We start from the raw sequence: 15,635 nt of genomic DNA, 5'->3' as shown, positions 1-15,635 counted from the left end.
CCCAATGAGAAATCTATTCAAACGATGCTCATTAGCATGCTTCTTTATAGCACCTCAGATTGCTATAGCAGACAACATTAGACTGACTACACATCAGCTCCCACCTTATAGCTACATACAAGACAAAATAATCACTGGCACGGCTGTAGAAGTCGTCAAATGCGCCATAAATAAATTACCAGGCTATTCATTAGAAATAATTATTACGCCCTGGAAGCGCGCACAAAGCATGGCAAGACATAAGGCTGCTGAAGTTTTTTTGCCGCATCGCATAACCTTGGTCAGGACAGATACGCGGTTATGTCACAGATCATTGCCGAACAGAAGTGGACTTGGTATTTGCTGAAAAAAACACACTTGATCCATCGACAGACAACTTTAAGCAGAGAGGCGTAGTTACCAGCTTCTTAGGGGCCAATATGCAAAAGTGGCTTTTACAAAATGACTTTCAAACCATTAATAACCCACCACAAGGCAATAGAAAACTGCTTTCATTCCTTCTTAGTGGTCGTGTTGATGCAATCTTAGCGAACGATCAGGTTATGAATAGCTTGATTGATGAACTTGGACATAAAGAAAAAGTTAGAACCGCCTCAATCGAACAAACCTCTTGGAGTGTATTTCGCTGAAAGCTTTCTAGCATCACAACCCTTGTTTTTAGAACAATTCAACCTTATTCAGGACGGGACACAGACAATAAAAAAGCACGCAAAAGCGTGCTTTTTTGAACTAACATAGAATTCTTATGAAAGGTTCGCAATACGGTTTAAGCCTGCAATAGCCGCAACTCGATAAGCTTCAGCCATTGTTGGATAGTTGAACGTCGTGTTGATGAAGTACTTAAGTGTATTCGCTTCACCATCTTGAGCCATAATCGCCTGACCGATATGCACAATTTCTGATGCATGCTCACCGAAGCAATGAATACCGAGAATCTCCAAAGTATCACGATTGAAAAGAATCTTAAGCATACCAACTGGCTGGCCGTAGATCTGTGCTCGCGCAGTGTCTTTAAAGAAAGCCTGACCTACCTCGTAAGGCACACATTCTTTTGTTAGCTCTTCTTCAGTTTTACCTACAGAGCTAATTTCTGGAATTGTGTAGATACCAGTAGGCACTTCATTGATATAACGGAAGTCTTCGGCAGATAACATATCTGCAGCTGCAGCACGTCCCTGATCAAGCGCAGCAGAAGCAAGGCTTGGCCACCCTACGACGTCACCCGCAGCATAGATACCTTCGCAAGCGGTACGGTAGTGATCGTCAACTTCTAGCTGACCACGACTATTAGCCTCTAGGCCGATGTTTTCTAACTTAAGCGTCTCGGTGTTACCGCTACGGCCATTACACCATAGGAAAGCATCTGCGCGAATCTTCTTACCGGACTGAAGCGTAAGCGTAACACCACGCTCATCAGCAACAACACTTTCATAAGTTTCGTTATGGCGAATCTTCACAGCATTGTTACGAAGGTGATAGCTCAATGAATCAGAGATCTCAGCATCCAAGAAAGACAGTAGACGACTCTGACTATCAACCAAATCAACTTTTACACCCAAGCCGCTGAAAATCGAAGCGTACTCAGAACCAATAACCCCAGCTCCATAGATGATCAATGTACGAGGCGTATGGCTTAACTTGAGAACTGTATCAGAGTTATAGATACGAGGGTGGTTAAAGTCGATATCAGCTGGCGTATAAGGACGCGAACCTGTTGCAATTACAACGTTCTTAGCACGCAGTGTCTCATCACCCTTAGAGGTACCACGTACAATAATTGTATTCTTGTCTTCAAATTCAGCTACACCGAAGAAAACATCAATACGGTTACGCGCATAGAAGTTTGTACGCAGCATAACCTGGCTGGACATAACTTTCTCTGCACGCTTTAAAACCTTAGGAAAGGAGAACCAACGTGGCTCACCGATATCACGGAACATAGGGTTAGTGTTAAATTCTATGATCTGCTTTACAGAGTGGCGAAGCGCTTTAGATGGGATTGTACCTTTATGCGTACAGTTACCACCTACGGCCTCCTGTTCTTCGATAACAGCTACTCGACGCCCTTTTTTCGCGGCGTTCATTGCTGCACCTTCACCAGCAGGACCGGAACCTATCACAATGACATCATAGTCATATACCGCCATCATTTACCCCTATCTTATAATTATATCTTATTGTTTCAGCTGCTCTTTTTATTAAGAACAGCTTACTCTTAGTTACGTAGCTCTCAATTATTCTTTAGATTTAACTTCGTAACTTAGATCTGCAGATGCTTCTTCTTTAGCTTGTCTATCTTGCTCTTCTTCACATTTTTGAGGGTCATCGCCGCAGATACTGCACTTACCTTCAATGCCGACATTCGCCAAACCACCACAAGAACCACTAATAGGCTTTCGACCCAAAATCACGCCAACAGACATGGCGACTATGACACATAACAAGATGACAAAAGATAAGATAATTGTGCTCATAATTAAAACCTATTGAACCAGATATTTTTTAAAACCAGGAGTCATTTTCTCAACAAATCCACTCTCGGCCTTAATGATAAAAAAAGCTTCGATACCGTTCTCAAGCGCAAATGCTTGCGCCCTCTCTTCGCCCATAACCATCATCGCTGTGGCATAGGCATCAGCCTCGGCACAACTCGGCATCAGCACCGTAACAGATGCTAATCTATGGGTAATCGGACTGCCAGTCGACGGATCTATTGTATGAGAAAAACGAACACCATTCTCTTCAAAATAGTTTCGGTAATCTCCCGACGTAGCTATACCTACATCTTTAACTGCGATAATTCGTTGCACCGAGCGATCAAAACCTGCTGTCGGAGACTCAATAGCAATCTTCCATTCACTACCATCAGGCTTTAACCCTTTAGCTCGCAACTCACCACCAATTTCAACAAGATAGCTTTCGACACCCCGCTCCTCTAATAAAGTCGCAAGCACATCTACACCATATCCTTTAGCAATCGCTGATAGATCGATATAACTAGCCTTCTCTTTGGTTAGCGTTTTGCCATTAAGTTCCAAATAGTTATATCCAATCTCTTGCTGAACCTGTTGAATCTCAAGCTGGGACGGCGCCTTAATTATACGCCCATCCGGCCCAAAGCCCCACAAATTTACAAGCGGCCCAACAGTTACATCAAACGCACCTGCAGAAAGAGTACTGATATCAATAGATTTGGACAAAAGGAAAGCAAGCCCATTAGAGAGCTCAACAGAACTACCCTCAGGAAGCTTATTAATAATAGAAAGTTCAGAATCATCAATGTAGGTCGACATTGCTTGATTTACTTCTAGCAAGGCCTGATTGAAAACTGCTGGATTGATAGCAGGTTGATTCTGAATAGGAATCCACTTGACCGTATAAGTCGTCCCCATTGTTAAACCTTGATGAGATTTAACCTCAGGAGGCTTTTCCTTACAGGCTGATAACAAAGCCAATAAAAACAAAATGGCCAGCAGCTGAGCTGCCGGCCATTTGTAGGCTTGTCTTTTGACAAACATATCTTACTTAACCACCGAAGTCATCAAGGAAGATATTCTCACGCTCTACACCCAAATCTAGAAGCATCTGGATTACAGCGGAGTTCATCATTGGCGGTCCACACATGTAGTACTCACAATCTTCAGGCGCTTCATGGTCCTTTAGATAGTTTTCATACAATACGTTATGGATGAAGCCAGTCATACCATCCCAGTTATCTTCTGGCTGAGGGTCAGATAACGCTAAGTGCCACTTAAAGTTATCATTCTCATCCTGAAGCATGTCGTACTCTTCGTTGTAGAACGATTCACGCAAAGAACGTGCACCGTACCAGAACGAGATCTTACGTGTAGAGTTCAAACGCTTAAGCTGGTCAAAGATGTGTGAACGCATTGGCGCCATACCAGCACCACCACCGATGAATACCATTTCGCTGTCGTTATCAGTCGCGAAGAATTCACCAAATGGGCCGTATACAGTGATCTTATCACCTTCAACAAGGTTAAATACGTAAGAAGACATGATACCCGGTGGGTGATCCGTACCCGGAGGTGGAGACGCGATACGGATGTTAAATTTAACAACACCACGCTCTTCCGGGTAGTTCGCCATAGAGTAAGCACGGATTGTTGGCTCAGTTACAGTAGACACATACTGCCACATGTTGAACTGATCCCAATCACCACGATACTCTTCCTGGATCACAAAATCTTTGTAGTTAACAACGTGAGGTGGGCATTCAAGCTGAACATAACCACCTGCACGGAAGTCTACATTCTCACCTTCAGGCAGACGTAGAGTCAGCTCTTTGATGAACGTAGCAACGTTAGGGTTAGATTCAACAGTACATTCCCACTTCTGAACACCGAAGATCTCTTCTTCAAGTTCGATGTCCATGTCCTGCTTAACAGCTACCTGACAAGATAGACGCCAGCCTTCTTTAGCTTCACGCATTGTAAAGTGAGATTCTTCAGTTGGTAGCATAGAACCACCACCCGCGTGAACTTCACATTTACACTGTGCGCAAGTACCACCGCCACCACAAGCAGACGGGATAAAGATACCCGAATCAGCAAGTGTCTGTAGCAGTTTACCGCCAGCAGGTACTGTGATTGATTTTTCTGGATCGTTATTGATGTTAATCGTAACGTCACCAGAACTTACTAGTTTAGAGCGAGCTGCCAAAATTACTGCTACTAGTGCAAGCACCACTGCAGTAAACATGACAACACCTAGAACGATTTCAGCATTCATTGGCTAATCCTTCCTTTGTCGACCATGTTGGCATTAAAGAGATACACCAGAGAAAGACATGAAGCCTAGAGACATCAAACCAACAGTGATGAAGGTAATGCCCAGACCACGTAGACCTTCTGGTACGTCGCTGTATTTAAGTTTTTCACGGATACCCGCAAGCGCTGTAATAGCTAGCGCCCAACCGATACCTGCACTTACACCGTAAACCACTGACTCACCGAAAGTGTAGTCACGCTCTACCATGAACAGTGCCGCACCCATGATTGCACAGTTAACTGTGATCAAAGGTAGGAAAACACCTAGAGAGTTGTATAGAGCTGGTACGTATTTATCCAAGAACATTTCAAGGATCTGTACCATAGCCGCGATTACACCAATGTAAGAGATGTAACCAAGGAAGCTCAAATCAACTTCAGGGTAACCTGCCCATGCAAGCGCGCCTTCACGAAGAAGCAAGTTGAAGATTAGGTTGTTTACAGGTGTTGTGATTGCCAACACAACGACTACAGCAATACCCAAACCTAGAGACGTTTGAACCTTCTTGGAAATCGCCAAGAAAGTACACATCCCTAGGAAGAATGCTAGCGCCATGTTTTCAACGAAAATCGCCTTAACGGCAAGGCTGATTAACTGTTCCATTACACAGCCTCCTTCTTAGTATTTTTAGCTAGTTCAAACTCTGGAGCTTCTACTTGATCTTTGTAGAAAGTACGAGTCAACCAGATGAACATACCAATAATGAAGAATGCACTTGGTGGCAACAGCATCATACCGTTCGCCAAGTACCAGCCGCCATCGTTTACTAGAGGCAGAACTTCGTAACCAAACAGTTTACCTGCGCCGAATAGCTCACGTAGGAAACCTACGAAGATTAGAACCACACCGTAACCTAGACCGTTACCGATACCATCCATAAAGGAGATACCTGGAGGGTTCTTCATAGCGAAGGCTTCAGCACGACCCATTACGATACAGTTAGTAATAATCAGACCTACGAATACAGAAAGCTGCTTAGATACATCGTAAGCAAATGCTTTAAGAATCTGGTCAACAACGATTACCAATGACGCAATGATAGTCATCTGACAGATGATTCGAACACTGCTTGGAATGTGATTACGGATAATCGATACAAACAAGTTCGAGAATGCTGTTACCGCAATTACTGCCATAGTCATTACTAGAGCAGTATTTAGGTTAGAGGTAACCGCCAACGCAGAACATACACCAAGGATCTGAAGACCGATTGGGTTGTTCTTAAATACTGGAGTACTCAGTACTTCTTTAGCTTGTGACATCGCTTACGCCCCCCCTGCTTTCAGGTTAGCCAAGAACGGTGCATAACCGTTGGAACCCATCCAGAATTGAACTAGGTTCGTAACACCGTTTGCAGTCAACGTCGCACCCGCTAGGCCATCGATCTGATGCTTAGCTTTAGGGTTAGACGAATCTACAGTGCCCTTGATTAAGCCAATCGCTGGTTCCATAGAACCTGCAGGGTAAATTTCTTTACCTGGCCATAGCGCTTTCCAGTTCGGGTTATCAACTTCACCACCTAGACCAGGAGTCTCAGCGTGAGAGTAGAAACCAAAACCAACAACTGTATTCAAGTCACCTTCTAGCGCCAAGAATCCGTAAAGTGTAGACCACAGACCGTAGCCGTGTACTGGCAAGATCAATTTCTCAATCTGACCATCTTTTTCTACTAGGTACACAGGCATAACCTTAGCCTGATACTTGATAGAAGCGATATCTACATCTTTAGTCAGCACTTTACCCAACTGAGGGTCTTTAGCTGCTTTCTTAGCATCGTATTTAGCTGGAACGTCCGTAGTGAATTTGCCAGTCTCTAGATCAACGTACTTAGTAGTGATCTGAGCGAACAACTCATCTACTGATTTATTAGCATCAGAGATACCAGCTGCAGTAAGAATGTTGCTCTTACGGTCTTGATCCTTGTTTGCTACCTGCTTAGGTTTAAGCAGTACAGCAGCCGCAGATACGATTACCGAGCAGACAACACATAAAAGAACTGTAACGGTAATAGTCTTACCGATAGTGTCATTACTTGCTGACATTGCGCGCCAACCTCCGTTTGATGTTTGCCTGAACAACAAAGTTGTCGATCAACGGTGCGAACAAGTTCGCAAATAGGATCGCCAGCATCATACCTTCTGGGAATGCTGGGTTAACCACACGGATCAATACAACCATTACACCAACCAAAGCACCGAAGTACCACTTACCTTTGTTAGTCATAGAAGCAGACACTGGGTCTGTCGCCATGAAGAACATACCAAAGGCAAAACCACCCAAGACTAGGTGCCAATAGAATGGCAAACCAAACATAGGGTTTGTTTCAGAGCCGATCAGGTTAAATAGCGTAGAAGTTGCAACCATGCCCAAGAAGACACCAGCAACGATACGCCATGCAGCAACTTTAGCAATAAGTAGTACTAGACCACCCGCTGCAATCGCAAGAGTAGATACTTCACCTACAGAACCCTGAATTGTACCGATGAATGCATCGAACCAAGTGATGTTCTGCGCAAGAATTGCATCAACACCGCCAGATGCAGCAAGGCTAAGCGCTGTAGCACCAGAGAAGCCATCAACTGCAGTCCAGATTGCGTCACCAGACATCTGCGCTGGGTAAGCAAAGAACAGGAATGCACGACCAGTTAGCGCAGGGTTAAGGAAGTTTTTACCGGTACCACCGAATACTTCTTTACCAATTACAACACCAAAACTGATACCTAGAGCAACCTGCCACAGCGGAATGCTTGGAGGAAGAATCAAAGCAAAAAGAACAGAAGTTACGAAGAAACCTTCATTTACTTCGTGGCCACGCTTCATTGCAAACAATACTTCCCAGAAACCACCCACTACAAAGGTAACAATGTAGATAGGTAGCCAGTAGGCAGCACCAAGAATGATGTTATCCCACACACTATCAGGATTAAAACCCGAAATAGCGCCTGCTAAAGCAGCTTGCCAAGATGATGGTTCGGTAATGCCCATCGTGGCCATTGCAGTATTAGCCTGCAAACCAACATTGTACATACCGAAGAAAATTGCTGGGAATGTACACATCCACACCAAGATCATCATACGCTTCAGGTCGACCGCGTCGCGTACGTGAGCTGCTGTTTTAGTTACATGACCCGGAGTGTAGAAAATAGTATCTGCAGCTTCGTAAAGCGCATACCAATTTTCATACTTGCCGCCTTTGTGGAAGTGCGGCTCCATTTTATCAAGAATATTTCTCAAGCTCATGATCAGGCCTCTTTCTCGATACGCGTCAAGTTGTCGCGAAGGATTGGGCCGTACTCATATTTACCTGGGCAGGCAAATGTGCACAGCGCGAGGTCTTCTTCGTCCAGCTCCAAGCAACCTAGCTCCATTGCATGAACAATGTCACCTGTTACTAGTGCACGCAGCAATTGCGTTGGAAGAATATCCATTGGCATTAGCTGTTCGAACTGACCAACCGGAACCATAGCTCGTTCAGAACCGTTCGTAGTCGTCGTAAAATCAAACTTCTTAGAACGATTCAGGAAGGAAGCGAATACATTAAGCACAGAGAACTTATTAGTACCAGGAACAACCCAGCCCATAAATTCACGCTTGTCGCCTTCTTCAAGAATAGTGATCTGGTTTGCGTAACGACCAAGGTAAGCAAACGCACCTTCAGTAGCTGTACGACCATTCCACACAGAACCACTGATGATACGGTTGTGATCTTCTTTTTGTGCACCAGCAAGAAGCTGTTCGAAGTTCGCACCCAAACGAGTTCGTAACAGACCTGGCTTAGCAGCTCGTGGACCACCAACAGCAACAACACGATCAGTAAATAGCTTGCCTTCGGTAAATAATTTACCAACTGCAATCACATCCTGATAACCAATTGTCCAAACTGTTTTTTCCTGAGATACAGGATCAAGGAAGTGGATATGCGTACCAGCATTACCTGCAGGGTGACCACCCTCAAACTCTTCTACCGTTACACCATCAGCAGATGGAATATCAGCACCCGGTGCTTTACATAGATAAACAGTCGTTTCAGACAGCTTAGTCAGGATAGTAAGGCCCTGGGAGAATGCTTCTTTTTGTTCAGCGATGATGACAGCTGGGTCACCTGCTAATGGATTGGTATCCATTGCTGTAACAAAAATAGAGTTTGGAGTAGTACCTGGCTGAGGTACACGGCTAAATGGACGTGTGCGAAGCGCAGTCCACAAACCAGAATTCACTAGATTGTCTTGCACTTGTTCGCGCGTCAATCCAGCCAGCTCATTGGCACTATATTTGTTAAATTCAACCGCTTCATCACCGTCCAACTCAATCACTACTGATTGAAGTGCACGACGCTCACCACGGTTAATTGCCTTAACTACACCAGCACCTGGTGCTGTGTAATTAACGCCTTCTGTTTTCTTATCGGAAAAGATCACTTGACCGAGTTTTACTCGATCACCTACCTTGACGGCCATGGTAGGTTTCATACCTACATAGTCAAAGCCGACTACGGCAACGGAGTCTACTGCTGGGCCATCTGTAATAGATTGCTCAGGAGCGCCCGTGATCGGTAGATCCAGACCTTTGTTGATCTTGATCATACGCCTCACCCAATTACGTTAAATTCTTTCAGGATTCCAAAATCGATTTTGATTCCGACACGGCCTGTCCCCGAACGTAGTCGATATCTTGTAGTTATTACGAAAATGGAATTACCCCACCCAAAAATCTGGCTAAGTATACCTGAGCGACGTGTCATTTTTCTACAAAGACCCAGCAATATCAGCGCGTTCCAGCCGATTATCTTGCCTTTTAGCGGTGGAATTTATAGTTATATGCATATAACGAATAGAAATATCATACATAAGGCAAATAAAAAGCCACCCTATAGGTGGCTTTTTAATCAACTCGCTACACTTAAGCTTCCTTAGGGAAAGCTGGCAAAGTGCACTGAGCCATTTTCTGCATCATACGGATAACCTGGCAGCTGTAACCGAATTCGTTATCGTACCAAACATAAAGTACGCAACGCTTACCACCAGCGATTGTAGCCAACGCATCAACAACACCTGCAGCACGAGATCCAACGAAGTCAGTAGATACAGCTTCTGGAGAGTTGCTGTAGTCGATCTGCTTCTGCATAGAACCATGTAGCGCAGCTTCACGAAGGTAAGCATTTAGCTCTTCTTTGTCAGTTTCGCTTTCTAGGTTCAGATTAAGAATAGCCATTGAAACGTTTGGTGTTGGAACACGGATAGCGTTACCAGTCAGCTTACCTTCCATTGCTGGAAGTGCTTTAGATACAGCTTTAGCAGCACCTGTTTCAGTGATAACCATATTCAAACCAGCAGCACGACCACGACGATCACCTTTGTGGTAGTTGTCGATTAGGTTCTGGTCGTTAGTGTAAGCGTGAACAGTCTCAACGTGACCATTCTCGATACCATACTTGTCGTATACCGCTTTTAGTACAGGCGTAATTGCGTTTGTAGTACAAGACGCAGCAGACAGGATAGTATCTTCCGGAGAGATATCACCGTCGTTAACACCCATTACGATGTTCTTAACACCTTTACCTGGCGCAGTAAGAACTGCGCGAGAAGCGCCTTTAGATTGAAGGTGTAGAGATAGACCTTCTTTATCACGCCATTTACCCGTGTTATCAATAACCATTGCGTTATTGATGCCGTAAGCAGTGTAATCAATTTCGTCTGGAGAGTTAGCGAAGATCACTTGGATCACGTTACCGTTAGCCGTGATTGTGTTGTTCTCTTCGTCAACTGTGATAGTGCCTTTGAAAGAACCGTGAACAGAGTCACGACGTAGCAAGCTAGCACGTTTTTCTAGATCACGCGCTGCAGCACCTTTACGTACAACGATTGCACGTAGACGAAGCGCTTGACCGCCACCAGTACGCTCGATAAGAAGACGAGCAAGCAGACGACCGATACGACCGAAACCGTAAAGAACTACATCAGTAGGTTCACGCTCTTCCGTGCCAATTGCATCAGCAAGCTCAGCTTTCAGGAATGTTTCTAGGTCCTGACCGTTGCCTTCTGTGCGATATTTAACTGCCAGCTTACCTGCATCGATGTGCGCATTGCGTACATTCAGATTTTTAACAGCTTCCAGAATTGGAAAAGTATCTACTACTGTTAGTTCCTGCTCTTCAACCTGACGCACGAAACGGTGTGCTTTTAGGATGTCGATAACAGAACGTTTGATGATCAGACGACCGAATACTGAAGATTCGATGTTCTGGTCACGGTATAGACCACCTACTAGTGGAACCATAGCTTCAGCTAAGGCTTCGCGTTCTTTCCAATCTGTAAAAACTTGATCTTGGCTCACATGAAACTCCAAAAAGTTTTGTCAACTCGTTGGTACCCTACTAACACAGGAAAATTACTAGTATTAGTCGGACCCTAAAAATTTGGTGCGCGCATTATCCTCTTTTCCACCCTTTTGAGCAAATGCAGCATGATAGACTTTGGAACCATATATTTTATCCTACTGAATAAGACTTATATTTAGTCATTTACCCCAGCTCAAAACTACCAATTACAACTACAACGGTTAAACTACCCGCCTTACTATTGGTTAGCGCATATTAAAGGAGCAACTCTGTGCTGCAACTGAACTACTCTCTACCCACAGGCCCCGGCGATAAGAAGCAGATCGGACAAGCCTATGGTGCAGGTACCGGCTTATTAATAACAGATGCAGCAAAGCAGTTTGATGGCTTCACTTTAGTCATAACCAACGATACAAACACAGCGAACCGGTTACACGATGAAGTAAGTTTCTTCTCCAGTGATAGCAGCTCACTTGAAATTCTTTCATTCCCAGATTGGGAAACACTGCCCTACGATACGTTCTCTCCGCATCAGGACATCATTTCTGAACGTATCTCTACGCTCAACAGGCTACCCAATCTAAGTAAAGGCATATTGATCGTACCTTTAAGTACGTTAATGCATAGAACAGCACCCGCTGATTTTATTGCCGCTAACTGTTTTGATCTAAAACTAGAACAAACCATTAACCCTGAACACTTACGTAAGCAACTGGTTGATGCAGGCTATCACTCAGTCGACGCAGTTATGGAACATGGCGAGTTTGCCTTCCGTGGTTCCATCATCGATCTTTTTCCAACAGGTAGTCCCTACCCTTATCGAATTGAGCTATTCGATGATGAGATTGAAACACTCAGAACATTCGATCCAGAAACGCAGAGATCAATTGAGCAGATCGACGCAATAAATTTACTGCCAGCTAAAGAGTTTCCGTTCGATACACGTGCTATTAGCGGTTTTAAATCTCGTTGGCGTGAGCGATTTGATGTTGATTACAGACAATGTCCTGTCTACACCAACATCTCTGATGGTATGACCTCACCGGGTATTGAGTATTATCTGCCTCTATTCTTTGAAGAATGCAGCTCTCTGTTTGCTTCACTGCCTGAACAAACACAGATTATTGTCGATAGCGAGCTTGAAGCAACTGCAGAACTATTCGCCCAAGAAGTTAATGAGCGTTATGAACAGCGACGTCACGACATTACTAATCCAGTACTGTCTCCAAACGAACTATTCATTTCCACTAGTGAACTGTTTTCAGCATTAAAGCAATATGGACGCATCAGCCTATCTAACGCGTCTATTGAAGAGAAGCAAGGTCGTAGCAACCTTCCTTGTACCGAACCACCTTCACTACCGGTTAATTCTCAATTAAAAGAGCCGTTAACTGCATTACAAGGCTTTTTAACAGAGCGCGATGGCGCGATTCTATTTTGCGCCGAATCAGCAGGTCGTCGTGAAGCACTATTAGAACTGCTCGCACGTATTAATGTTAAGCCTAACCAAGTAGATAACTGGCAAATATTCTGTGAGTCTGATTATGATCTAGCGATTACGGAATACCCACTGGAGCAAGGCCTATCGATCTCAGGTCAACTACACATCATCACTGAGACGCAACTATTTGGCCACCAAGTATTCCAGCGTCGTAGACGGAGCAAAGAACAGGAACAGAATGATCAGGTTATTCGCAACCTATCAGAGCTAAATCCAGGCTCACCTGTTGTTCATTTAGATCACGGTGTAGGACGCTATCTCGGTTTACAGACTATCGAGCTCGAAGGTCAAACCAACGAATTCCTAACACTTGAATACGCAGATGAAGCAAAGCTGTACGTACCAGTATCTGCGCTCCACTTGATCAGTCGTTACACCGGCGCTGGTGACGAACACGCACCACTGCATCGACTTGGCACCGAGCAATGGACGAAAGCTAAACGTAAAGCAGCTGAAAAGGCGCGTGATGCAGCAGCCGAACTACTTGATATCTATGCTCGACGTGCCTCGCGTATCGGGTTCCAGTTTAGCGACCCTGATGAGCAGTACTTGCAGTTTGCAGCTACCTTCCCGTTTGAAGAAACACCGGATCAAGCCGCAGCCATTGGAAATGTCATTCGAGACATGACTGCAGTTCAGCCTATGGATCGCTTGGTATGTGGTGACGTTGGTTTTGGTAAAACCGAAGTTGCTATGCGCGCAGCATTTATGGCAGTACAGAGCGGCAAACAAGTCGTTATTCTTGTACCTACCACACTACTCGCACAGCAACACTACCAGAACTTCCAAGACCGTTTTGCTGACTGGCCGGTCAATGTCGAGCTGATCTCACGTTTTAGAACAGGTAAGCAGCAAAGCACCATCCTAGATAAGCTAGAGGCCGGTAGCGTCGACATCGTTGTTGGAACCCATAAACTGCTCTCTGGCGACATCAATTTCAAAGATCTAGGCCTAGTGATTATTGATGAAGAACATCGCTTCGGTGTTCAGCAGAAAGAGCGCCTAAAATCGCTTCGCTCTGAGGTCGACATTCTAACCCTTACTGCAACACCGATTCCTCGTACGCTAAATATGGCGATGTCTGGCATTCGCGACCTATCAATCATTGCAACACCACCAGCGAAACGGCTTTCCGTTAAAACCTTTGTTCGCTATAGCGACACAACTCTAGTTAAAGAAGCCATTTTGCGTGAGCTACTTCGTGGCGGTCAGGTCTATTACCTGCACAACGAAGTGAAGAGTATTGAGAAAACAGCAGAAGAGTTACAAGAACTAGTTCCTGAAGCACGTATCGGTATTGGTCACGGCCAAATGCGAGAGCGCGAACTCGAACAGGTTATGTCTGACTTCTACCATAAGCGCTATAACATCCTGCTTTGTACAACCATTATCGAAACAGGTATTGATGTACCTAACGCCAACACCATCATTATCGATCGCGCCGATAAATTCGGTCTCGCACAACTACACCAACTACGTGGTCGTGTAGGACGCTCACACCACCAAGCTTATGCTTATCTTTTAACACCGCATAAGAAGGCGATGACTAAAGATGCGATCAAGCGTCTTGAAGCGATCGAGTCCGCAGACGACCTTGGCGCAGGTTTTACTCTTGCGACGCACGATCTAGAGATCCGTGGTGCAGGCGAGCTATTGGGTGAAGAGCAAAGCGGCCAGATGCAAACGGTTGGCTTCTCCCTATTTATGGAGATGCTAGAACAAGCGGTTGAATCCATTAAAGAAGGCAAAACACCAAATATGGATCAGCCGATCAAGCAAGGTGTTGATGTAAACTTACATCTATCTGCGTTGATCCCAGATGAATATCTGCCGGATGTGCATAGCCGATTAATATTGTACAAGCGCATCGCTAATGCCAACTCAGCTACCGAACTCAAAGAGCTACAAATAGAGATGATTGATCGCTTTGGTCTACTACCCGATCAGGTTAAGAATCTCTTCAGGCTAACTGAGTTAAAACTACGCGCCGAAGCCATGAATATTGTTAAAATTGATGCTGGTAGCGAGGTTGGCAGAATCGAATTTGCCACTGATGCGAAAGTAGATCCGTTAACTTTAGTAAAAATGGTTCAAAATCAGCCACAAAAATATAAACTTGAGGGCGCAGACAAACTGCGATTCAGTTTAGATATGGAGAAAACCGAAGAACGCTTTAAAGCGGTAGAACGCCTTATGAGTGATCTGGCAGTTAAAACATCATGAAGATAATGCTAAAAGCGATATTCCTACCCTTAATACTTATTTTCAGCAGCAGCGCATTTGCTAACAGCTGGTATAAAGTAGAGGTTATTATTTTTGCCAACAATGATCCGATGGCAATCCACGAGGAATTCTGGCCAGAGATTAACGAAATTCCATTGCGTGATCGCGCCGTAGCACTTAAAGGCAAACCCGGGGCTGGAGAAAATCCAACTGCTTATCAAAGCCTACCCACCAGCCGCCACAGCCTTAAAAGCGTTAAAAATCGATTAAATAATAGCGGAGACTATCGGGTTCTTTTCCATGAAGCTTGGATGCAACCTGTATCACATACCCAGAACCCTCGTCCTATCAAAATCAGTGCAGGCCGTGTTTTAGATAATGGTATGCAAGAGCTAGAGGGACATATTGCAGTTGGTCGCGGTCGATACTTACATTTCCGCCCTGACCTTTATATTAGCCATCTTGCAGCCCCTAGTAACAAAGCACAAGAAGTGATTTCAGAAGAGACTCAGACCGAGGCCATGCTTACCATGCAAGGAGATAGCGAAGTAAAATCTGAGACAACTCAAACAACCCAAGTAATAGCTGAGACCGCTTCCTCCTTCCCTATGATTCCCGAAGTTGTGACTGCTCACCAGAATCAAGCAAGACGCATGAAATCTAAAGAGCTGCATTATATCGATCACCCTCTAATGGGCATTCTGGTCGAGATCACACCACTTTAATTCGTTCTTCACTCATAAAAAACCGGCTCAAAAGCCGGTTTTTTTTTCGGAAAGTAAA

Annotated in this window: 13 protein-coding genes; 3 read left to right on the top strand and 10 right to left on the bottom strand. The window is 44.6% G+C overall.

Annotated features, from left to right (window positions below; translation table 11 throughout):
- Nucleotides 1-419 precede the first annotated feature (419 nt).
- Nucleotides 420-629, top strand: a complete 210-nt coding sequence (locus ACMXYP_RS08155) for a hypothetical protein (RefSeq protein ID WP_415884515.1) — start codon at nucleotides 420-422, stop codon at nucleotides 627-629.
- A gap of 114 nt (nucleotides 630-743) precedes the next feature.
- Here the strand turns inward: ACMXYP_RS08155 and sthA are convergent, their stop codons facing one another.
- From sthA to ACMXYP_RS08105, 10 genes are all read right to left on the bottom strand, one after another.
- Nucleotides 744-2,147: a Si-specific NAD(P)(+) transhydrogenase gene (gene sthA, locus ACMXYP_RS08150; protein WP_415884514.1), complete on the bottom strand. Its 1,404-nt coding sequence runs from the start codon at nucleotides 2,145-2,147 to the stop codon at nucleotides 744-746.
- Between the two features lie 87 nt (nucleotides 2,148-2,234).
- Nucleotides 2,235-2,474 carry a (Na+)-NQR maturation NqrM gene (gene nqrM / locus ACMXYP_RS08145; RefSeq protein ID WP_415884513.1) on the bottom strand — a complete coding sequence of 80 codons (240 nt, stop codon included), beginning with the start codon at nucleotides 2,472-2,474 and terminating at the stop codon, nucleotides 2,235-2,237.
- Between the two features lie 9 nt (nucleotides 2,475-2,483).
- Nucleotides 2,484-3,518 (bottom strand): FAD:protein FMN transferase, encoded by a 1,035-nt coding sequence (locus ACMXYP_RS08140; protein ID WP_415884512.1) that lies wholly within the window; start codon nucleotides 3,516-3,518, stop codon nucleotides 2,484-2,486.
- A gap of 7 nt (nucleotides 3,519-3,525) precedes the next feature.
- Nucleotides 3,526-4,752, bottom strand: coding sequence for an NADH:ubiquinone reductase (Na(+)-transporting) subunit F (gene nqrF / locus ACMXYP_RS08135; RefSeq protein WP_415884511.1), 1,227 nt, complete (start codon nucleotides 4,750-4,752; stop codon nucleotides 3,526-3,528).
- 33 nt (nucleotides 4,753-4,785) lie between these two features.
- A complete protein-coding gene (nqrE, locus tag ACMXYP_RS08130; RefSeq protein ID WP_415884510.1) occupies nucleotides 4,786-5,394 on the bottom strand; it encodes an NADH:ubiquinone reductase (Na(+)-transporting) subunit E in 609 nt (202 codons plus the stop codon).
- Nucleotides 5,394-6,053, bottom strand: coding sequence for an NADH:ubiquinone reductase (Na(+)-transporting) subunit D (locus ACMXYP_RS08125; protein ID WP_415884509.1), 660 nt, complete (start codon nucleotides 6,051-6,053; stop codon nucleotides 5,394-5,396). Before ACMXYP_RS08125 ends, nqrE begins: the two co-directional genes overlap by 1 nt.
- A gap of 3 nt (nucleotides 6,054-6,056) precedes the next feature.
- Complete coding sequence (locus ACMXYP_RS08120; protein ID WP_415884508.1) at nucleotides 6,057-6,833, bottom strand: Na(+)-translocating NADH-quinone reductase subunit C; 777 nt, start codon at nucleotides 6,831-6,833, stop codon at nucleotides 6,057-6,059.
- Nucleotides 6,820-8,031 (bottom strand): NADH:ubiquinone reductase (Na(+)-transporting) subunit B, encoded by a 1,212-nt coding sequence (locus ACMXYP_RS08115; protein ID WP_415884507.1) that lies wholly within the window; start codon nucleotides 8,029-8,031, stop codon nucleotides 6,820-6,822. Before ACMXYP_RS08115 ends, ACMXYP_RS08120 begins: the two co-directional genes overlap by 14 nt.
- Before the next feature lie 2 nt (nucleotides 8,032-8,033).
- Entirely contained in the window at nucleotides 8,034-9,374 is a 1,341-nt protein-coding gene (locus tag ACMXYP_RS08110; RefSeq protein ID WP_415884506.1) for a Na(+)-translocating NADH-quinone reductase subunit A, read from the bottom strand.
- Nucleotides 9,375-9,690: 316 nt separating this feature from the next.
- Nucleotides 9,691-11,124, bottom strand: coding sequence for a glyceraldehyde-3-phosphate dehydrogenase (locus tag ACMXYP_RS08105; protein ID WP_415884505.1), 1,434 nt, complete (start codon nucleotides 11,122-11,124; stop codon nucleotides 9,691-9,693).
- A gap of 275 nt (nucleotides 11,125-11,399) precedes the next feature.
- Between ACMXYP_RS08105 and mfd the strand changes: the two genes are divergently transcribed.
- Together mfd and ACMXYP_RS08095 are read left to right on the top strand one after the other, a co-directional pair.
- Entirely contained in the window at nucleotides 11,400-14,852 is a 3,453-nt protein-coding gene (gene mfd, locus ACMXYP_RS08100; RefSeq protein WP_415884504.1) for a transcription-repair coupling factor, read from the top strand.
- A complete protein-coding gene (locus ACMXYP_RS08095; protein WP_415884503.1) occupies nucleotides 14,849-15,577 on the top strand; it encodes a CsiV family protein in 729 nt (242 codons plus the stop codon). Before mfd ends, ACMXYP_RS08095 begins: the two co-directional genes overlap by 4 nt.
- Nucleotides 15,578-15,635 lie beyond the last annotated feature (58 nt).

Origin of the sequence: Neptuniibacter sp. QD34_54, from assembly GCF_047778055.1 — a bacterium.
Classification (GTDB): Bacteria; Pseudomonadota; Gammaproteobacteria; order Pseudomonadales; family Balneatricaceae; genus Neptuniibacter.
The sequence above is the reverse complement of the archived record's forward strand: the minus strand, read 5'-3'. Positions and strand labels throughout refer to the sequence as shown.